Source organism: Haladaptatus caseinilyticus (genome assembly GCF_026248685.1).
GTDB classification, from domain to species: domain Archaea; phylum Halobacteriota; class Halobacteria; order Halobacteriales; family Haladaptataceae; genus Haladaptatus; species Haladaptatus caseinilyticus.
This window is the reverse complement of record NZ_CP111036.1, coordinates 2377680-2397926: the sequence shown is the minus strand read 5'-3', so window position 1 is coordinate 2397926 and position 20247 is coordinate 2377680. Positions and strand designations below refer to the sequence as shown.

Annotated in this window: 20 protein-coding genes; 8 read left to right on the top strand and 12 right to left on the bottom strand. The window is 56.5% G+C overall.

Annotation, left to right across the window (positions count from 1 at the left end):
* Positions 1 to 92: 92 nt before the first annotated feature.
* Complete coding sequence (locus OOF89_RS12995; protein WP_266076851.1) at positions 93 to 1031, top strand: DUF4349 domain-containing protein; 939 nt, start codon at positions 93 to 95, stop codon at positions 1029 to 1031.
* On the opposite strand, the gene OOF89_RS12990 is transcribed toward OOF89_RS12995, so the two are convergent.
* The 5 genes from OOF89_RS12990 to OOF89_RS12970 form a co-directional block, all read right to left on the bottom strand.
* Positions 1028 to 2635, bottom strand: a complete 1608-nt coding sequence (locus tag OOF89_RS12990) for a GMC family oxidoreductase (RefSeq protein WP_266076848.1) — start codon at positions 2633 to 2635, stop codon at positions 1028 to 1030. The genes OOF89_RS12995 and OOF89_RS12990 overlap by 4 nt on opposite strands.
* Positions 2632 to 3165, bottom strand: a complete 534-nt coding sequence (locus OOF89_RS12985; protein WP_266076846.1) for a gluconate 2-dehydrogenase subunit 3 family protein — start codon at positions 3163 to 3165, stop codon at positions 2632 to 2634. Before OOF89_RS12985 ends, OOF89_RS12990 begins: the two co-directional genes overlap by 4 nt.
* Before the next feature lie 130 nt (positions 3166 to 3295).
* Positions 3296 to 3730: a DUF7313 family protein gene (locus OOF89_RS12980; RefSeq protein ID WP_266076843.1), complete on the bottom strand. Its 435-nt coding sequence runs from the start codon at positions 3728 to 3730 to the stop codon at positions 3296 to 3298.
* A gap of 53 nt (positions 3731 to 3783) precedes the next feature.
* Entirely contained in the window at positions 3784 to 4521 is a 738-nt protein-coding gene (locus OOF89_RS12975) for an NAD(+)/NADH kinase (protein WP_266076841.1), read from the bottom strand.
* A 115-nt stretch (positions 4522 to 4636) separates the two neighbouring features.
* Positions 4637 to 5947: a M28 family metallopeptidase gene (locus OOF89_RS12970; RefSeq protein WP_266076839.1), complete on the bottom strand. Its 1311-nt coding sequence runs from the start codon at positions 5945 to 5947 to the stop codon at positions 4637 to 4639.
* A 211-nt stretch (positions 5948 to 6158) separates the two neighbouring features.
* Here OOF89_RS12970 and pdhA point away from each other — a divergent pair, with 211 nt between their 5' ends.
* Positions 6159 to 7220 (top strand): pyruvate dehydrogenase (acetyl-transferring) E1 component subunit alpha, encoded by a 1062-nt coding sequence (pdhA, locus tag OOF89_RS12965; RefSeq protein ID WP_266076836.1) that lies wholly within the window; start codon positions 6159 to 6161, stop codon positions 7218 to 7220.
* A gap of 84 nt (positions 7221 to 7304) precedes the next feature.
* Entirely contained in the window at positions 7305 to 7541 is a 237-nt protein-coding gene (locus OOF89_RS12960) for a hypothetical protein (protein ID WP_266076834.1), read from the top strand.
* Here OOF89_RS12960 and OOF89_RS12955 read toward each other — a convergent pair whose 3' ends face one another.
* The gene (locus tag OOF89_RS12955; RefSeq protein WP_266076831.1) at positions 7542 to 7796 is read right to left on the bottom strand and encodes an MTH865 family protein; all 255 of its coding nucleotides are present in this window, start codon (positions 7794 to 7796) and stop codon (positions 7542 to 7544) included. It abuts the gene before it with no gap.
* A gap of 113 nt (positions 7797 to 7909) precedes the next feature.
* Between OOF89_RS12955 and OOF89_RS12950 the strand changes: the two genes are divergently transcribed.
* On the top strand, positions 7910 to 8956 hold the full coding sequence (locus tag OOF89_RS12950) for a M42 family metallopeptidase (RefSeq protein ID WP_266076829.1): 1047 nt from the start codon (positions 7910 to 7912) through the stop codon (positions 8954 to 8956).
* 144 nt (positions 8957 to 9100) lie between these two features.
* Positions 9101 to 9706, top strand: coding sequence for a plastocyanin/azurin family copper-binding protein (locus OOF89_RS12945; protein WP_266076826.1), 606 nt, complete (start codon positions 9101 to 9103; stop codon positions 9704 to 9706).
* Between the two features lie 73 nt (positions 9707 to 9779).
* On the opposite strand, the gene OOF89_RS12940 is transcribed toward OOF89_RS12945, so the two are convergent.
* Positions 9780 to 10253 carry an SRPBCC family protein gene (locus OOF89_RS12940; protein WP_266079791.1) on the bottom strand — a complete coding sequence of 158 codons (474 nt, stop codon included), beginning with the start codon at positions 10251 to 10253 and terminating at the stop codon, positions 9780 to 9782.
* A gap of 85 nt (positions 10254 to 10338) precedes the next feature.
* Here OOF89_RS12940 and OOF89_RS12935 point away from each other — a divergent pair, with 85 nt between their 5' ends.
* Positions 10339 to 10923 (top strand): arsinothricin resistance N-acetyltransferase ArsN1 family B, encoded by a 585-nt coding sequence (locus OOF89_RS12935; protein WP_266076823.1) that lies wholly within the window; start codon positions 10339 to 10341, stop codon positions 10921 to 10923.
* On the opposite strand, the gene lrpA1 is transcribed toward OOF89_RS12935, so the two are convergent.
* From lrpA1 to OOF89_RS12920, 3 genes are all read right to left on the bottom strand, one after another.
* A complete protein-coding gene (gene lrpA1 / locus OOF89_RS12930; protein ID WP_266076821.1) occupies positions 10916 to 11344 on the bottom strand; it encodes an HTH-type transcriptional regulator LrpA1 in 429 nt (142 codons plus the stop codon). The two genes, OOF89_RS12935 and lrpA1, sit on opposite strands and share 8 nt — an antisense overlap.
* Before the next feature lie 104 nt (positions 11345 to 11448).
* Positions 11449 to 12384 (bottom strand): thiamine pyrophosphate-dependent enzyme, encoded by a 936-nt coding sequence (locus OOF89_RS12925; RefSeq protein ID WP_266076819.1) that lies wholly within the window; start codon positions 12382 to 12384, stop codon positions 11449 to 11451.
* A gap of 1 nt (position 12385) precedes the next feature.
* Positions 12386 to 14275 (bottom strand): 2-oxoacid:acceptor oxidoreductase subunit alpha, encoded by a 1890-nt coding sequence (locus OOF89_RS12920; RefSeq protein WP_266076817.1) that lies wholly within the window; start codon positions 14273 to 14275, stop codon positions 12386 to 12388.
* A 297-nt stretch (positions 14276 to 14572) separates the two neighbouring features.
* Between OOF89_RS12920 and OOF89_RS12915 the strand changes: the two genes are divergently transcribed.
* Together OOF89_RS12915 and OOF89_RS12910 are read left to right on the top strand one after the other, a co-directional pair.
* Positions 14573 to 17932, top strand: coding sequence for a PKD domain-containing protein (locus OOF89_RS12915; protein WP_266076814.1), 3360 nt, complete (start codon positions 14573 to 14575; stop codon positions 17930 to 17932).
* A gap of 503 nt (positions 17933 to 18435) precedes the next feature.
* Positions 18436 to 18918 carry a hypothetical protein gene (locus OOF89_RS12910; protein ID WP_266076811.1) on the top strand — a complete coding sequence of 161 codons (483 nt, stop codon included), beginning with the start codon at positions 18436 to 18438 and terminating at the stop codon, positions 18916 to 18918.
* 23 nt (positions 18919 to 18941) lie between these two features.
* Here OOF89_RS12910 and OOF89_RS12905 read toward each other — a convergent pair whose 3' ends face one another.
* Together OOF89_RS12905 and OOF89_RS12900 are read right to left on the bottom strand one after the other, a co-directional pair.
* Positions 18942 to 19169, bottom strand: a complete 228-nt coding sequence (locus OOF89_RS12905) for a hypothetical protein (RefSeq protein ID WP_266076808.1) — start codon at positions 19167 to 19169, stop codon at positions 18942 to 18944.
* Between the two features lie 3 nt (positions 19170 to 19172).
* Positions 19173 to 20213, bottom strand: a complete 1041-nt coding sequence (locus OOF89_RS12900) for an Mrp/NBP35 family ATP-binding protein (protein ID WP_266076805.1) — start codon at positions 20211 to 20213, stop codon at positions 19173 to 19175.
* Positions 20214 to 20247: the final 34 nt, after the last annotated feature.

Here is a 20247-nt window from a genome sequence, read left to right as displayed (position 1 = left end):
GTCATTTCTCTTTTCCCGTGGCACTTTTCGAGAGTCAAACGGTTCTTTCACTCTACCGAACACCTTTGTTGATGCAATGAACAATAAAATTCATGACATCAAGGCGGAAATTCCTAGCACTCTCGCTTGTCGTCCTCGTTACGCTCGCCGGTTGCTCCGGTATGGGTGGAAACGACGCAGGAAAAGACGGGTCGGGGAGCCGAAAGGGTGACGCTGGGGGGAAATCGCAAGCTGACAGCACGGCGGCGACGGGCAATCAACGAAGCGCGCTCACCGTTCAACGGCGGGCACTCGTTCGAACCGGGAACGTCACGCTCCAGGTCGAGAGTTTCGACCGGACCAACACGAACCTCTCTCGGGTGGCCCGGGAACACGGCGGGTTCGTCAGCGATTCGACCCAGCGTGTCCACCGAAACGGAAACGAGACGTGGACGACGGGTAAAATCGTCTTCCGAATCCCAGCGGAAAAGTTCTCGACGTTCTTCCAGGAAGCGAGGCGGGTAGGACGAGTGGAAAAGGCCAGCACCGGGACGAAGGACGTGAGCGACCGACTCGTCGATATCGAAGCTCGATTGACAAACTTGCGGTCACAGCGCGGAAAACTTCGCGACCTGTATCAAAACGCCAGCGACACCGAAGGCGTACTCGCAGTCGAAAAACGACTCTCAAACGTCCAATCCGAAATCGAGCGATTGGAGGCGAAAAAGCAGTCACTCGAGGGGCGAGTTGCCTATTCGACGATAACGGTGAGGATAAACGAGCCGCGACCCCCTTCGGAGACGAGGACGGCGGGGCAGAAATCGTGGTACGACACGAGCGTACTGGCCGCCTTCCTCGAATCGGTGGATGGCTCGCTCGTCGTGCTTCGGGCTGTAATAGTCGGGGTCGCGTATCTCCTCCCGTATGTCGCCGTTCTGTCCCTCCCGGTCGGTGGGATGTTCGTCTGGCGGCGACGGAACTCGAAAAACCGGCAATTCACGGGCGATGAGGTCGTCGATGACGAAACCACGACCGACGAAAGCGACGATTAGAGTCGCTCGTGAATGTGGTCGCTCGCCTTCAGCGCGAGGGCCGCAATCGTGAGGGTCGGGTTCATCGCGCCGCTCGTGACGAACACACTACTCGACGCGATGGTACAGTTTTCGAAGTCGTGAGTTCTGAGCCGTAGATTTACTACGCTCTCGTTCGGATCGGTCCCCATCCGCGTCGTGCCCATGTGATGAAACGCGGGACCGGTGTTGTCGGGACCGACCTGCCACGTGATGTCTGCATCGAGTTCCCCCAGAATCGCGCGCTGAATCTCGTTTGCTCGGCGGAGGGTCGCTTTTGTTCGTCCGTCTACTTGCCAATGGATTTTCGGAACGGGGTTCCCGTGGTCGTCTTTCGTCCCGTGATCCAGCGTGATTCGGTTTTCCGCTCGAGGCCGTTGGCCAGCCAACGCACCCATTCCGATGTCGTTGCCGTACTGCTGACGAATCGACGAGAGCAGGTCGTCGCCCCATTCGTTCGCACCGAGCGCGATTTCGACCGGCGATGGCCCGGCGTAGTTCAGAAATTCGAGTTTGAGCGGCGTGAGTTCGTCGCCGGAGTCGGGAATGCCGTCCGTTCCTCGTCCCGGCTCGTCGTAAAACTGGTGGCACTCGCTGGTCATGAATCCGACGTGATTCTGCCGGGTTCGTCTCTCGATTCGTCCGCCCATTCCGGCGAACAGGTGTTCCATGAAGTAACGTCCGACTGCACCGCTGGAGTTGGCGAATCCCTGGGGATACTGTGCGCTTTTCGAGAGCAAAAGCAGTCGCGGCGTCTCGACGCCACCACCGGCCAGTACGAACTCGCGTGCTTCCTGTCGATGTTCACCGTTCGGCGTTGCGTACACCGCGGCCTCGATTCGCTCCCCCCCGTCGTCGTGTTCCAATCGGTGAACGCGGGCGCGGTCGATAATCCGCGCACCTTCAGCCTCGGCTTTTCGGACGTGCACGTCGGCACTGTACTTCGCGCCGGAGGGGCAGACGGGTTTGCAGGTACCATAGCTAACACACTGCCCGCGGTCGTCGTACGGTTCCGAGTTGCGGGCGCTTGGCACCGAGTGCATCGTAACGCCGAGTTTTTCGCACGCCTCGGCGAAGAGGGAGTCGCTGTAGGACGGTCGAAAGGCGGGCAGCGGAAACGGCGTTTCGCGCGGTGGGGCGAAGGGATTGTCGTCAGCACCGGCAACACCGAGGGCGGTTTCGGCACGGGCGTAGTACGGGCGCAGGTCGTCGTAGGAGATGGGCCACGATTCGAAGTCGCTTTCGTGCAGGCGCATCACCATTCCTTGCCAGTGGAGCGTCGTGCCGCCGACTCCCTTGACCCGCGCGTGATTCAGCGGATAGAACTGCTCCCCCGTGGACGTATAGGCGTCCCGTTGACCGCCCATGTCCCAGACGGAAAGGGCATCGTGACCGGGGCGAATCGAACGTTCCATTCGCTGCTTTCTGTCGTCGAAATCGAATCGGTCGCCGCCTTCGAGGACGACCACGTCGTGTCCCCGTCGAGCGAGCGAGTGTGCGACCAGCGCCCCCGCCGGGCCAGCGCCGACGACACACACGTCCGTTCGTTCCGACGGCGTTCGGTCGGGGTCGTCGCTTGCGTTCATTCCTTGGGCCCTCGTCGATAGCTTTCCAGTCCCCCGGGGTGACCCTGTGGATTCTCGATGCCCGCGAGTTTTCCACCCGTCGGCGAGGAAAAGAGCGCAAACAGTAGGTCGTTGACGAGGTAGTACCGAACCCGCTCTGCGTCAGTGCCATCGGCCGTCGGCGTTGCCTCTGCAACCCCCATCTGTCGAAGGAGTGTGTCCCTCGTCGCCGCGTTGAGGGTCGAATACCGACCGTCGTGCCACTCAGTGGCGTAGTCGGTTAGCGTAGCGACTGAGTCTATCAGCCCCTGCCGATACTCCTGGCGCCCCTCGGTACGCCCGACCGAGTACGTCGCTACGAACTCACGGACGCCGGACAGTTCGGAGGGATAGACGACCTCCGCAACCGCGACGAGGGTGTCGATATCGTCGTCGGATAGCGAATCGGCCGAATCACCCGATTCGAGGGAGTCCAACAGGGCCGCACCACCGGTGACTGCGATGCCCGTCGCTCCGAGCGCGGCGAGCGCGTCTCGGCGCGTCAGTTCCATTGTCGAACCGAATTAGGAATACCTAAAACTTGAGGTTTGCCCTTTCGCGCCCCCATCAGTCGAATCGCTATCGGCACTCGGGAGGAGTCGAAACGAGAGTACAGATTGGAAAATGATCGGCCGATACGCCTCAGATGATCGCGCTCCAGAACGGTTTGATGAGGAAGAAGACACTGAGGTATGCCGCGTAGAGGAACACGACGAACGATGCGGTAAGTGCCGCTTTCGGCTTGTCCAATGGAACACCCCGACGCATCTCGACGGAGCGCGCTTCGACCTCGAAGAAGTCCGTGAGGAACAGACCGAGGACGAGCGTCGAGAGGACGATACCGGCGTGGTGGTGGAGCGTCAGGAGATAGAACGACGCGAGCACCAGTAATACGTTCGAGATTTCGTGTGGAACCCAGCGACTGAGCGTCTCACGGTCATCGTCCCGCGCTTGCTTCTTGTAGTTCCGAAACGCGAGCATCCGTGTCCCCATGTTGACCAACACGAGTCCGAGCACGACGTATCTCGCGATAGGTTCGAGCACGTCGAGCGGCCCGAGCAACGATAGCGCTTGCATGCCCGAAACTCAGTAGGACAGCGTATTATATTCTTTCCAATTCGGTCGAACAGTCACTCGTCGAAGAAACTCCTGCTCGAATCGAGGGAAACGACTTCGAAACTGCCATCGACCGCCAGTTCGACGGCTTCGTGAGGTTCGATGGGGCAGATATCCCTGTCGTCGGCGAGAAGTTCCACTGCATCCTCGTCACGCTCGACGGAAAGCGTTACGGGGCCACTGAGTACCCAGTCGTCTACATGGATGGCAAACGGCGCGACTGGAACGACCGAAAGCACGCCCGAACCGGGTTGTACGACCGGACCCCCCGCGTCTCGTGCATAGCCCCTGCTACCGGCAGGCGTCGCAGTGACGACCGCATCGGCACGGAATTGGGCGACCGAGTCACCGTTCGCGCGAACGGCGTACTCGGAAATTCGCGCGGGTTCGCGCGTTACGAGTGTCGCATCGAACAGTGCATCTGCGACGTGTTCGCCCTCCACCGATGCCGAAAGCAACGGTCGTGCCGCTGTCGTCCAGTCGCCGGAGAGCATGTCTTCGATGGCCGACTCGACGTTTTCCCCTGGAACGCTCTCCAGACCCGCCCCGGCATCGACCGGCAGAACGGGAACCGACACGCCAGCACCGACGAGGTCGATGACGGCCGATTCGCCGACTGCAACGACGGCAGTCGGGTCCGCATCGAGGACGGCTTGTACGTCCTGGTCCACCGAACGGGTTGCATCGGAGAGTGCATCTTCGATTCGACGAACGGTCGAGGAATCTTCACCTGGTACGACACCTATCCGCATCGTGGCCGCCCTCCGTGGCTGTCGCCTGTTTCGGTCATTACCTGAACACTCTCGGTCTGTCTTGAAAAGGATACCGCGCTGGTCGTTGGGGGCCGTTTCTAGTCGATGTATGTCGTTACTCGTCGTACGGCCAGTCGCCGATGATTTTCATCCCTGCCGCTTGATCCTCGGCTTCGAGCGCGTCGGCAATTTCTCCGGGCTCCTTGTGGGGGACCTCGAACTCGTCGCTTGCGAGGCGGACGGTGAGTTCGGTGAGCAAAATCGCCTGCTCGCGGAGGTCACGGACTTCGACTTTGTCCAACGTGTCGGCGAAGGTGTGGCCCCACCCTCGTCCTTCGCTTCCGGTTTCGCTCATCACATGATAGCCCGGAACGCCCCACTGGACGAACGGCCAGTGGTCGCTGTGTGGCCCCTGTTTCGGAATCGTTTTGATCGGGTGCCCGAACTCGTCCGCGACTTCGTTCGCCGCTTCCTTTAGTTCGTCAAAGCCGTGGGTGAAGAACGAGAGTGTCCGACCGCGGACGACGCCGTCGTTGTTCACGATTGCTTTGATACTGTCGTGATCGATCTCTCCTGCCATGTAGCTTGACCCGACGAGACCGACCTCTTCAGCTCCGTACGCGACGAAATGTATGCGTGTATCGAGTTCGTCCTCGTGATCGGCCAGCGCACGGGCCATCTCGACGACCATGGCACTCCCGGCACCGTTGTCCATCGCTCCCTCCGCGACGTCGTGGGCGTCGATATGACTGGTGACGAGTATCTGCTCGTTCGTCTCCGGTCCGAGTTCGGCGTGGACGTTCTGGCTCGTTGCGTCGTGGATATCCGCCTCGACTTCGACGGTTACGTCGTCGCCCTCCCACCGACGAGCAAGCCGTGACCCGACTTCTTTGCTCACGCCGACGGACGGAATATCACCGATAGGGTCCGCTTCGGTACCGACGCTCCCCGTCGGAGGAAGACAGCCTTCGACGTGATTGCGGAAGACGAACGCCGCCGCCCCGCCTTCGACGGCGTAGTAGTACTTCTCCCGTCGGTGGATGAAGCGGTCGTAGTAGCCCGGAACGTTCGAAGCGACCATCACGACCTTCCCCTCGATGTCCGTCTCCACGAAATCCGACGGCAATCCGTATCCGAGGTCGACTAACTCGCCGTCGGCGCTCCCGGATGGACTGCGGGGAAGAGCAATGGATTCTTGCGTCGTCCCTCCTGCGTGAATCGAACTCGTTCCTCGGTCCCATCCTTGAATTTCGAACTCGTCCAGCCGCACGTTTCGCGCCCCGACCGATTCGAGCGCATCTCGGGTCGCTTTCGCACCGCGGCGTTCGCCGTCGCTCCCGGCCATGCGGTTTCCGATATCGACTATCGTTTCGAGAAAGTTCCATCCCGTATCGCTCGTGAACGTCCGTCCGATCCACTGTGTCATACGAAGACACGTCTCGTGGGTGCAGCCTAAGTGTTTCGAACCGTAATATCCTGATGATTCGTCGGTAATTTTGCTTCATCCGCCGACAATATCGGTGATTTATAATTTGGGTACTTAAACTACCTATGGATTGTTCCAGATATTCGTCTTGTGGCGATGTTTTATAATGAAAGACGTTGTCTCACCGATAGACGTTCGGAGTTACATACATATGGCTTCACAAGCACCTGATCTGACGCGCGTGGTGGGACTCGATGGAACTGTCGAAGGGAACGTGAATCTCTCGACAACGGACGTAGAGAACATGTACCGGCTACAGGTACTCGCACGCACGTTCGACCGGAAAGCCGTCTCGCTCCACCGACAGGGGCGCATCGGGACGTATGCGCCGTTGCATGGACAGGAGGCGGCACAGGTCGGTGCAGCGTATGCACTCTCGCCGGACGACTACTGTTTCCCGACCTATCGTGACCACGCGATGTATCTCACCCGTGGCCACGCGATGCGGGACATTCTGCTCAACCTCTCCGGTGCAGGGAACTACGTCGACCGCGAGGACGCGGAGGGACTTCGCACGTTCCCGCCGACGATTCCCATCGCCACACAACTGCCCCACGCAGTCGGTGTCGGTATGGCATCGAACTACAAAGACGACGATTGCGCCGTTCTGGCGAGCTTCGGAGATGGAGCCACCAGCGAGGGGGATTTCCACGAGGCGATGAACTTCGCGGGCGTGTTCGAGACGCCGACGGTCTTTTTCTGCCAGAACAACCAATGGGCGATTTCGGTCCCTCGAGAGCGTCAAACGGCGAGCACTACCATTGCCCAGAAGGCACAGGCCTACGGGTTCGATGGCGTCCGTGTGGACGGCAACGACGTGCTCGCTGTGTACCGGACAGTAACGGATGCACTCGAACGAGCGGACGACGGTGAACCGATACTCATCGAAGCGGTCACGTATCGGCAGGGTGCTCACACCACGACGGACGACCCGACGAAATACCGCGACGAGACGGAAGTCGAGGAATGGGCGAAAAAAGACCCGCTCGAACGAACCCGCGAGTATCTCGAATCCGAACACGGGTGGACAGACGAGGACGAAAAGCAACTTCGAGAGGAAGCGAAAGAACACGTCGCAGACGCCGTTGCGGCCGCCGAGTCACACGATGGCTACGATACCGACGCCATCTTCGATCACGTGTTCGCTGACGGCCATCCACGATACGCCCGTCAGCGAGCCTCCGTACCCGAAAATCCACAGGTAGAGCGGTAGGCGGTCGTAAATTCCACGGCACCACATCGTATCGTCGCCAGCACAGTTATGTGGGGTGCTGTGGTACCCCGTACGGGGTTACCGATGGAACGTCAAGATACACAACCGGGGGAGTACGGAGCCGAGACAGAGGAAATCGCGGACATCGCGGAGATGGATATTACTGACCCGACACTGACGTGGCTGGAAGTCTCGCGTCCCCAGCAGCCGATTCCGATCGGCGAAAACGACAGGGTGTTGGACAGCAAATTCAACGAACAACACGACGTTTGGGAGGTACTACTCATCGCGCTTCCCGAAGAAAAAGAGGACGAAGAGTAACTACAGCATATCCTTCTGTTTCAGCCCTTCGATGAGGTCATCGACGAGGGCGTCAACATCGTCGTACGGGAACTCCTGAGCGTCGTTCATTTTCGTCGCCAGTTCCATCGCGGTGAAACTCGTATCGCCCGATTCGAATCGCGTTCCCGGTCCGTTTGGGAGTGCTGGAACGAGGTCCATCGGACTGCTCACTGGGTAATCCGCGCCTTCGAATGCATCGTGGAACTGCTCTCGAAATTCTGCTTCGTCAGCCATATCCACTTCTGTGTGTCTAATTGGGAAAAACGTTCCGGAACCACGATAAACAAGTTGTGAGTTCCTTCTTCGGTTCACGGGAGTTTATACCACGATACGTCGGAGAGTCAGGCATGGCGTTCGACTTTGATTTCGAACTATTGCAGGAACTGACCGAAACGAGCGGGGCACCGGGCTACGAGGACCGAATCAGGGACATCGTTCGGCGCGAGTTGGACGGCGAAGTGAACGACATTCACACCGACGCGATGGGCAACGTCGTCGGAACCATAGAGGGGTCGAGCGACTACGAAGTGGCGATTGCGGCCCACATGGACGAGATCGGTTTCATGGTTACGCACGTGAACGAAGATGGATTCCTCTCCCTCGATTCGCTCGGTGGTTGGGACCCGCGTGTACTCCGTGCACAACGAGTTACAGTTCACACCGAAAACGAGGATTTGACGGGCATCATCGGGTCGATGCCCCCGCACATATTGGACGACGACGACGAACGGAAGGTCGAGGACGTGTACATCGACCTCGGCCTCCCTGCTGAGGAAGCGAGCGAACGTGTCTCCGCCGGCGACATCGTAACGATGGAACAGACGACGACACGTGTCGGGGAACACGTCACGGGGAAATCGCTGGACGACCGCATCTGCTTGTTCACCATGCTCGAAGCGGCAAAACGGATCGAAGACCCGGACGTGACGATTCATTTCTGTGCGACGGTACAGGAGGAGGTCGGTCTTCGTGGGGCGGAAGCCCTCGGTGTGGACATCGACCCCGACCTCGCCATCGCGCTCGACGTGACGGTTGCAAACGACATCCCCGGCGTCGAAAAGAAAAAGGATTACGTGACCTCTCTCGGCGATGGAACTGCGATAAAACTCAAGGACGGAAGCGTCGTGACGACGCCGAACGTTCATCGTCGACTGCGCTCGCTCGCCGAGGACCGTGATATCGAACACCAACTCGAAATCCTCCCGTCGGGCGGAACCGATACCGCCGGATTCCAGAACTCGTACGGCGCAAAACCGGTCGGTGCGATTTCGGTTCCGACGCGGTATCTCCACACCGTAACCGAGAGCGCCCACGGCGACGACGTATCGGCGACTATCGACCTGCTTACTGCCTTCCTCGAAACCGAGACTGGCAAGCACGACTATTCACTCTAACCCATTTTTCTGCGGTCGGCAGACCAAAATCCGCGCCACGTAGCGCGGGTTTTGGTCTGCCTGCGACCGTCGTAAAAGGAAGTGGTTGCAAGGTGGCGGTGCCAAACCAAAGTATTCAGTACCCACCGGAACTAAGCCCCGCACATGACAGATGGGGAAGCGGACGAATCAGTCACTCGACGCGGATTTCTCCTCGGTTCTGCGGGTGTCGCGGCTGTTGGTGCGACTGGAACGGCAGCGGCAGCTGAGGGCTCTCAAGGGACGACGACCAGCGGCGGTGGAAACGAGAGTTCCGGCGGCGGAGGCGGCGGTGGAACGGAGACGGTGAAGGTTGGCCCCGGTGGCGAACTCGTCTTCGAGCCGGCCGAACTCCAGATTTCGCCCGGCACCACGGTGAAATTCGTCTGGGAGTCGAACACCCACAACGTGGTTCCCGAAAGCCAACCCGACGGGGCTGGCTGGGAAGGTTCCGGCAGTGAAAGTGAAACGTTCGATTCAGGGCACACGTACGAGCACACCTTCGATACGGAAGGGTCGTACGAGTACTTCTGTGCGCCCCATAAAAGCGCCGGCATGACCGGGTCGATTACGGTCGGCTCGTCCGGTGGTGGCGGTGGCTCGACCGCACCGGCAATTCCCGCCGGCGCGAAGACGCTCGGTGTTGCTACCTCGGGTGCGCTGGCGTTCACCCTCGGACTGGCGTACTTCTTCATGAAGTTCGGCGGCGACTACGGCGAGTTCAACGAGTAACGACGCATCCTCCGACGCGTCGAGGACGTAACACGCATACCGAACAACGCGCATCCACCCGGGAGAAGGTTCGTCACTCCAGCAGTTCTTTCGTCTTTTCGTGACGATACCGGAACATCGGCTCGAATCCCACTTTGGCGAGCGGACTCCCAGTTTCGCCGAGCGCAGGGAACCGATATTCGACCCTATCACGTACTAACGTCTTTCCGTTCCCTGCATGGAACTGATGAGTGTGCGTCCATTCCGGAAACGGACCATCGTTCATCTCGTCTTGGAATATCGCCGACCCATCGTCCTCTTCGCGCCGTGTAATCGTCGAAACCCATCGCTGGCGCGGACCCACGCCGAGCGGTCGAAGCGACAGTCGAATCTGGGTCCCCGCTTCCAACACGTCCGGATTCGACTCCCCGCCCGGGCCTCGAACCTCCTCGACACGGAGGTTCATCCACTTCGGAGTAAGGGCTTCCAATCCGTCGGTGGTCGAATGAAATCGCCACACCTCGTCGAACGGCGCATCGACCCAGACCTCACGCTGATAGGTTGCCATCATCCGAGTTTCTCGCGCTGGCGTAAAGGTTCTTGTGCGCAACCAGTGGGACGATTTATTCCGGTTCGGAACCGATATCGTGTGAATGGTTACTGTTCGTTCCGTGACGGTGGAAGACGCTCCGCAGATCGCGGCTATCTACGACCCTATCGTTCGGGACACCGTCATCTCCTTCGAAACCGACCCACCCGACGATGCGGAGATGGCGGACCGAATTCGGAAGACACTCCCGACCTATCCATGGCTGGTCTGTGAGCACGACGACTCGATTCTCGGCTATGCGTATGCCGGTGCTCATCGGAGCCGGGATGCCTATCGGTGGTCGGTGGACGTTTCGGTGTACGTTCACGCCGATTATCGCCGCTCCGGAATCGGACGAGGATTGTACGAATCGTTGCTCGCGCTCCTTCGAAAACAGGGGTTTTACAACGCCTACGCAGGCATCGCGCTTCCAAACGCTGCGAGCGTCGGACTTCACGAATCACTCGGCTTCGAGCAGGTGGGTGTGTACGAAGCCGTGGGATACAAAAACGGGGCGTGGCACGACGTCGGGTGGTGGCATCGACGACTTCACCCCCTCGATGACGACCCCGAGCCACCGTCGGTATTCAGCGACTTGAAAGTAGATCCGGAGATACAGCGCGGCCAAAATTCGATTCGGATTACTTGAGGCGTTCCTGTAGGAACGACGGATGGGCCGCAGAGACGCCATCGATCGAAAGGATCTTATCGCTGATTACGTCGCCAACCGCACCACCGTTCGGTGCTCGAACTTCTGCCATCAGCATATGATCCCCACTGCATGTGTACAGGGTTTCGATGTCGTTCAATTCCTTCAACGCCCGAGTCGCTTCCACGTAGCGTTCGCTTTCGACGTCGATTCCGACGAGCGCGATGCTTTGGCTGGAGAGTTTTTTCGGGTCGATTTCCGCCGAATAGCCGACGATGACTCCCTCTTCTTCGAGTTTCTCGATGTACTTCCGAACGGTCGGTTTCGAGACACCCGCACGGTCCGCAATATCGGAGTAAGACGCCTGTGCATCGTCCTCTAACACGCTGAGAATACGATCTTCTGTCGATTCCATGCTCATGTTACCAGGATGTTTCACTCACAGGAAAAAATACCTTGCGAAGTGGAAAACACATTACCGAGCGAGAAAAGCTTGGACGAACCGTTGGAAGAACCGAAACGAGATTATTTGTGGCGGTCGAGCAGGTCGTAGCTTCGTTCCCACTCGTAATCGTCGTCGAAGTATCGCTCCGCGAGCGGCGTTTCCGGCATATCTCCGGTTGCCTGTTTCTCCTGTTGGTAGGACGGGCGCTCGTCGTCGATGTAGAACCGACCGGTGAGCACTTTGCCCTCGTAGAGCGCGTCCTCGGCCTCGTGCATCGCTTCGGCGGCTTCACGTCGGTCGCGAACGTCGAAGTCGTAATCGTCGCTATCCTGAACGTCGATGTATGGAACGTACTGTTTTGCGTCCTTGTTCCACGTCGGGCACTGCGTGAGGAAGTCCACGTGTGCGAACCCGTCGTGTGCCATCGCCTCGGCGAGGATTTCCTTCGCCTGGTTCGGATTGACTGCCGCGGTTCGGGCGACGTAGCTCGCACCCGATGTGAGTGCGAGCGACAGCGGTCGAATCGGACTTTTCGCACTGCCGTGCGGTTGCGTCTTCGACTTGTGACCCTTCGGCGACGTCGGCGAGGTTTGGCCTTTCGTCAGACCGAAGATTTCGTTGTCGAAAACGATGTACGTCATGTCGTGGTTCTCACGGGCGGTGTGCATGAAGTGGTTCCCACCGATACCGTACCCGTCACCGTCACCGCCTGCGGCGATGACTTCGAGATCCGGGTTGGCAAGTTTAGCCGCACGTGCGACCGGCAGGGAACGCCCGTGAATCGAGTGGAAGCCGTAGCTCTGGAAGTAGCTGGATAGCTTCCCGGAACAGCCGATACCGGTGACGAGAAGCGTCTCGTCCGGGGTTCGACCGACTTCAGGCATGGCCTGTTTCAGCGCCTTCAGGACGCCGAAGTCACCACAGCCTGGACACCACGTTGCCTGTGGTTCAAGGCTGGGCGTGAACTCGTTCACGTCGATGTCTCGTTCTTCGTCGATTGCGTTGAATACACTCATTTTAATCACCCGTTGCGGATTCGATGCGCGTGTTGTGCGCTGGCTCGGCACTGCCGTCGAGTCGTGCTTCGAAGCCATCCACGATGTCAGTCGGCTCGAACGGGTTACCGTCGTATTTCAGCAGGCTGTACAGTTTGTCGCCATGGCGACCGGTCTCGCCTTGAATGTGCCGACGGAACTGTGCCGTAGCGTTCATCTCGACGACTAGCGCCTCGTCCACGTCTTCGAGGAACGAGTTGACTTCGCCCTTCGGGAACGGGAGCATGTCGCTGACGTTCATCGCCTTGACCGAGTGACCATCGTCGTTCAGCATATCGACGGCTTCCTCGACAGCACCTTTCGTGCTCCCGAAGTTGAGGATGGCATAGTCGGCATCCTCGTCGCCGTACACCGTCTGATGGGACTTGTCCATCTCGTCGAGCTCGTCGCGGATGGCATCGAGTTTCGACATCCGGCGGTCCATCTGTGTAACACGGTTGTCCGGGTCCTCGCTGATGTGTCCGGCTTCGTTGTGTTCGTTACCGGACGCGAGGTAGTTGCCGCCCTTCTGCCCCGGAAGGGAGCGCGGGCTGACACCGTCTTCGCCGTCGTAGCGATAGCGCTTGAAACGACCGGCGAGACGTTCCCCTTCTTCGATATCTTCTTCGGTCACGACGCTTCCGATGTCCGGGTTCGGCTCCTTGTCGAAGACCGATTCAGGCACCGTTTCGTGGCCGCCGGAAAGCTTCTGGTCGTAGAGGATGATGGACGGGATCTGATAGTTGTACGCAAGCTCGAACGCCTTTCGCGTCTGAACGTACGACTCGCGTGCATCACCCGGCGCGAAGACGACGCGGTTCGAGTCGCCTTGGCTCGTATACAGAACGTGCTCCAGGTCACCCTGTTCCGGTTTCGTCGGCATCCCCGTCGAAGGACCCGCTCGCATCGATTCGACGAGTACGAGCGGCGTCTCGGTGATCTCCGCCAGTCCGAGCGGTTCCGACATCAGCGCAAATCCACCGCCGGACGAACCACTCATCGCCTTTGCACCGGCGTGACTCGCGCCGATTGCGAGCGCGGCGGCGGCGATTTCGTCCTCGACTTGCTCGGAGATTCCACCGAGGTCGGGGAGGTGCTGTGTCATGATGGTGAACACGTCGGTCCACGGGGTCATTGGGTACCCGGCGATGAACCGGCATCCTTCGTCCATGGCACCGTACGCGATACCGTGGCTGCCCGAGATGAGCACTGGCTCTTCCTCGTGTTCGCTGTCCGGAACCGTCACACCGACGTCGGTGTCGTAGTTCTCCTTGACGTCCTCGTAGGATTCGCGGAGAATTTCGAGGTTGGGTTCGAGGATTTTCTCCGGCATCGCGTTGGTCATGAGCTCTTCAACCACGTCGAGGTCGAGACCGATGATTGCACAGGTCGCGCCGATGCCGGCGGTGTTCCGCATGATTTCACGGCCGTACTCTTTAGCGAGACCGCGAAGGTCCAGGTCGAATACGTGCCAGTTGTTCGCTTCGACTCGCTCGTCGAAGTCCGGAATTTCATCGGTGTCGAGCAATCCGGAGTCGTAGATGATGACGCCGCCTTCGCGAAGTTCGTCCAAGTTCTCCGTCAGGGGCTTGATTTCTTCGTTCCCGTAGTAGGCTTCTTCCTGTGGGTTTCGAGCGAAGCTGTCACCGAGTGCGAGGAGGAAGTTGTAGTTGTCCCCTCGCGATTTTACTTCCTCATCTGCCGCGCGAATTTCCACATACGTGTGGCCACCGCGAATGCGCGACGGATAGTGTCGATGCGTGAATACGTTCAGCCCCGAGCGCATCAGGGCTTTTGCGAAGTTCTGGCTCGTCGAGTCGATTCCGTCCCCGGAACCCCCTGCGATTCGCCAGATGAGTTCGTCATCCGTCATAAGTGTAGCTCCTGGCCTCCCTGGCCTAGTGGATAACAGTTGCGCGGCAAGGTGGTAAAGCCTTTGCCATAGATTAGCAAGGAACTATTGTGATAGATCGCTTCTAACGCTGGATTTCAGGAGTTTCGGTGATGGGAATGATAATATTTTCAATAATAATTTAACAGTAAAGAAATCTTCAGAGGTGTTTTACAGGGGTTGTTCGTAGGTGGCCTCTTGTTTCCTCCTCTTTACAATCCATAAATAAACAAATCAGGTAATTTTTTAAAGTATAAGGATACAAAACTCGCCGAACCCATGACTCGAGCCGCTACTGGTATACTCATACTTCTGTTACTCACGCCTTCGTTTGTTCCGTCGTTAACGGCGGCGAACGAACCACCGCTTGTTGATGCTGGACTCGACCAAGAGGTTGCGCGAGGGGCGACTGTACTCCTCAATGCAAACGAATCGTACGATCCCAATGGGGAGATCGAGCATTTCGAATGGTCGATTACGACACCGGACGGGCAGACGATCGCTCCCGACTGTCCAACGTGTCCACGGACACAGTTTCGTCCGACTTCAGTTGGGACATACACGGTTTCTGTGACCGTAACCGACGAAGATGGTGCGAGCAGCCATGACTCGCTGTTCGTGTCCGTTTCACCAGGTGTGGAACCCTCGGTTAGCGTCTCCGGTTCTAAACAACCTCGAGTCAGTGAACAACGAGTCTACTCAGCAACTATCGAAGCCGGTGCGGCACCCTTGGACCGAATCGTTTGGAATATCGATGGTTCGAGGATTGCCACGCATCCGGTGTCGGGGGGGCACGCTTCGGATACGATTACTAGAACGTTCGCGAACGCGGGTTCACGAACTATTTCTGCCACCGTGTACGATTCGGATGGACAATCGGAAACCGATACGTTCGATATTTCGGTGCAACCGTTGCAAAATATCCCTCCTCGAAACATGCTCGCTGACCAATACGCTCCAAACATTGTTGGTGACGAGCTTATTACTGGATCTACTCCACTCCGAGGAACCTACAACTTGCAGTCCGCCGCTAGTTCGGGACAACTACGCTCTATTAGCTGGTTCGGTGACGCCAAACAACTCGGAAACGGACGTGAATTATCGATGAACTGGCAGCCAGGTGACCACTCACTCTATGCTGTCGTCACGTATTCCGACAACTCTCGTGATATTGCTCGTTTTTCTGGCGGATCGACGACGGTCACTGCGGATCCAAAACCCTCAGTCGAACTGTCATCACTCGATAACTATGGCTCCGTTTCCGGGCGTGCTACCGCGACTGATGGATATGAAAATCTACAGTCGATAACTGTCAGGCTTGGTGGTTCGGTTATCGGCCGCACACGGATGGATGGTGTTCCTGGAGAAATGCAGCGCCGCCAAGTTTCGACCTTCGATTACTCCGATTTCGAATCTGGAAAGTCGTATACTATATCGGTGATCGGCGTCGATGCTCGTGGACAAAAGACGGTCTTCGAGAGAAATATTACTCCCGCCAAAGAGCCGGAAATCATCGAATCAGGGTTTGTCAACGGTCCCGTGGACTCTTACCACGAACGAATCGATCCGGAGCGGTATACAGCACATCATGTTCTGAAAATTGATTTGAATGGTGTTGATGCAGAAAATATTGATATTATTAGTAGAAATATTAATAAGGAACATGATGTCCACATGATTGGATCATACGACAGATCCATTCAAAATGATACTCTGGTTTTGGATTCATACTGGACTGCAAAAAAGCCTAAAGAATACAGCATATCACACCAGATAATGATATCTAAATTTGCAAAAAATATACAGGAAACACGAAAATCTATTTTACGAGTGAAACCAAGCCCACCAGAACTCCGAGTTGACGTAACCAATGATGGAACAGGGTACCACTCACCGAGGAACTGGGGAATCGTCGTAGACGCAAGCGATTCCTTTGACCCCGATGGAACAAAGCTCAAGTACTATTGGGAACTGGGTGCGGAGCCCATTACACCGGACAACAAGACGGGGAAATTTAGCTCCGTTCACTTTGCGAGACTCCGACTCGAGGATGGCCACGATCTCACGACCTCGAAACAATTCAACTATCTTGAAAAGTACTCACCGCCGATACGCGATATCAAGGAGCTCTCGAGCGGTCCATACAAGCCAAATGATACGGTTCGCCTCCGAGTAACGACCGAGTGGTATGAGTTTACGAAGAATTCTTATCATAATCAATTTGGCTTAGGTATCACCACCAGTGGAGTGTCCAGTGACGTTGTCAAGTGGAAAAAACAAGTCAGTAAAGAGAATGATGACAAGAGTCAGCCAGGTAGCCCGAGAAGATACTCCGGTATCATTGAGATTAGGGCGTCGGAGTTAGCGAAGGCTACGGAAAATTCGAGGATTCGAGTATTTAACGAGCAGGATCCAACAACGTGGAAAGAGGCGGCAATCCCGAATCTCGAAGTGTATCGGCGGTATGGGACTATCTGGACAAATATTTCCATTGAAAACACGGAATATTTGATTAGGCGACCGACCTATGGTTGGAAGCTCGCGACTTCATCAAAAAAACGGGATCGGTTTCTTCGCAACGGCTATTCCATCGCAGACAAGACACGTGACGGCTTCGAGTACACGCTCGAAGAGCGAATCAAGGTTCGTGATGCGGAGTACGAAACGAGGTCAAAGACGTTCGCCACGAAGCTCGAACATTCCGCTTTTCTTCAAACACATCCCGATTGGTGGTCAGCAGGGCACGAAAGTAAAAAGCGGACGTGGACGACCATCGAAAAGGAGTGGCGTGATTCGAAACGAGGTAGTGGAACGTTCACTGGACAAACTCGCCGTGTCCAGACCGAACCACCACTGTACCGGACGGAAAAGCAGTATGCATACGAGTACGATGTTCAAAAAACCGGGACAAGATCCGTCACCAAGTCAAGGGATGTCGAGGTAACGAAAACGGATACGATGTACGTCACAAAGTGTGGCTTGTATGGCATCTGTTGGGAGGTTCCGAAAACCTATACATACACGACGACGGTCACAAAAACGTACACGACGACGGAAACGTACACTTATACAGTTACTCGCACTGAGACGTACTGGGCATATCAGAAACTCGGATGGGATCACAGGTTTACTGGAAACAGACGGAAAGTGAAAGTCCGCGGTGCAAAGTACCAGACACAGTATCTGTACAAGTATCAGCAAGAACACACTGCCATCGTTCGTGAATACGAAGTGAAAACACGGGAGAAAGTGCGCGATGCCGAATACGAATGGCAAAAACAGATGACAACGACTGACCGGCAGGTGGTGGAATCCCTCACCGCTGCCGACGATTGGCGAATCGGTCGTTATGGTGCGAACATCAAGTGGAGCATGCGGAAATCAACCGGTACGGAGACGACCACCGTTGACACCTATCTCGAAGGCGATACGGTCGTCACCACGTACGCAACTGCCGGTATAGACATTACCAAACAATACGTCAGTGATGATACCATCAAAAACGAAACCATCGGCTCTAAGACAGTAGACGTGTCGTATCAGAACCTTCTGAGTGAGTCAGAAATCAAAAATAGACTCAGAGACCGCAACAACGGTACAGAAAACAATTGTACGGGAAAGTTGCACTGTTATAATTAACACATTAATTTTATATATCATAAGTAGATATATGATGGTATGAGAAGAAAAATATATTCGACATGTATTGTCCTCATTATCTTATCTCTATCGGTCGTTCCTGGAAGCGCTAACGCTATTAATACTAACAATTCTGACTGTCCTATCTCTAAAAATGGCAAAGTTAGAGTGATTCAGTCATTTCAGGGTGTGTGTGTGTGGAGTCATATTTCGGAAATGGAAAAATGAATTTAGTCGTGAGTAATCCTACTCCAAAATATGTGAAAAACTCGGCGGTACTAATTTCAACGGATGATTATGAGGTTCATGAAAAACTATTCAACTTACACCCTGGAGAATCCTTCACACGAAAAATAAACATCACTAAAGACCTCTACGCCTTCCAAGACAACCACTCCGTTTACGTCTCGACGTTCGGGGACAATACGACCTACAATTTCACCAAGGAGATCGATGCATCGAAGTCACCGGAAGTTCTGACGCTATATATCAAAAATGTCAGCGTGGACAATGGAACGATAGATGGAGAGCAATCCGCGGTTGCCTACGTAACAGTGGCCAACCCATCGATTCAGACGTATCCGACGAAATTGTTCGTTCACACGATGGGTACGGACGGTAGCTTCTATCCAGCTTCCGCCCCACCGGGTGAGACGCGGACGATAGAAGTGGAACTTCTGGACCAGAACGGGACGAAAATAGCGGGTGAAGCACGGCTCTATACGGGAAACCTCACGAAACGGGAAACCGGCGTCGATCAAGTGGGATTCGTTGGGAAAGCGGGCGAGCGAACGAAGACATGGAACGAAACATTCGAGCCCGCTCGGCCAACCTGGATGGAGAACCATTATCAGTACAAAAACGACACGTACGCTCGAAGTTTTGGCGAGAAAATCAGTGGAGGGAACGAACTCATGGGGATTCCAATCGCGTACCCCCTGTTTTCCCTGCTCAGTGTACTCGCCATCGTTCGCCGACTACACTGAATCGGTGCTCTTGTTTCTCGTCTTTATTTTCCTTTCCCCCCGACCTCTTTCGTCCGAATAATCTCCCGCATATTGATATAGATATCCTTGGGAGAGGTGTCCTCGTCGGGATCGTAGAGGTCGCTGATTCGGTAGAGTATCGCGGCGACGAGTTTGCTCTCGCTACTCACCCCGCGGATGTCGTCCGCGATTTCGCGGAGGATTTCAACTCGCTCGGAGTTCGGTTCGAACGATTCGGTGTCGCTCGCCATCGCTTACTCCTGGCTTTGTCTGCGGCGGTTGATAATCCCGACGTTGTTGGCGACGTTTTCGGTCAGCACACGGAACGCGTCACCGGTTTCGCTTTCCTCATCGAGAACGATGGGTGTTCCTTCGTCACCGCCGGTTCGAACAGCAGGGTCGAGGGGGACCCCACCGAGGAACGGCATGTCCTGTTCTTCGGCGAATGCCGCACCACCGCCGTGTCCGAAGATGTCGTGCTCGTTGCCACAATCCGGACATCTGAACGAGCTCATGTTTTCGGCGATGCCAAGGACGGGGGTATCGTGTTTGCCGAACATTCGAAGTCCTTTCTGTGCGTCGTCGAGGGCGACCTGCTGTGGGGTCGTGACGATAACCGCGCCGGTAACCGGAACGCTTTGGAGGAGTGTGAGTTGTGTATCACCAGTTCCGGGTGGAAGGTCGACGACCATGTAATCGAGTTGCCCCCACTCCACGTCTTCCCAGAGTTGGGTGAGAACTTTGTGAACCATCGGACCGCGCCAAATAACGGGGTCGTCCTCGCCGACGAGGAACGCCATGCTCATCAGCTTCACGCCGAATTTCTCGGGTGGAACGAGGTTCCCGTCCTCGGTCGCTTGAGGGCGCTGGTCGGCGGCGACCATTCGTGGCACGTTCGGCCCGTACACGTCGGCATCGAATAGACCGACGCGGGCACCCAGCTTGGAGAGACCGGCAGCGAGATTGACGGCGACGGTACTTTTTCCGACGCCGCCCTTTCCGGAGGCGACAGCGATGATGTTTTTTACACCCGGAAGTACCTGTTCTTCGGGTGAATGCTGGCTATCGACACGGGCGGAGAGTTCGACGTCAATTCCTTCGCTACCGAGCACTTCGCGGACGCGATTTGCGATTTCGGTTTCGTGGGGTGCGTACGGCGCGCCGAGTGCAAGGGAGACTCGTGCTAGTCCGTCCTCGACCGTGATTTCGTTCACGATTCCGAGCGAAACGATGTCCTCGCCGAGGTCTGGGTCTTCGATCTCTCGAAGAAGGTCTCGAACGTCAGCTTCGTCCATAATGTCGGCTAGGGCGTGACCCGTCGATAAGGCT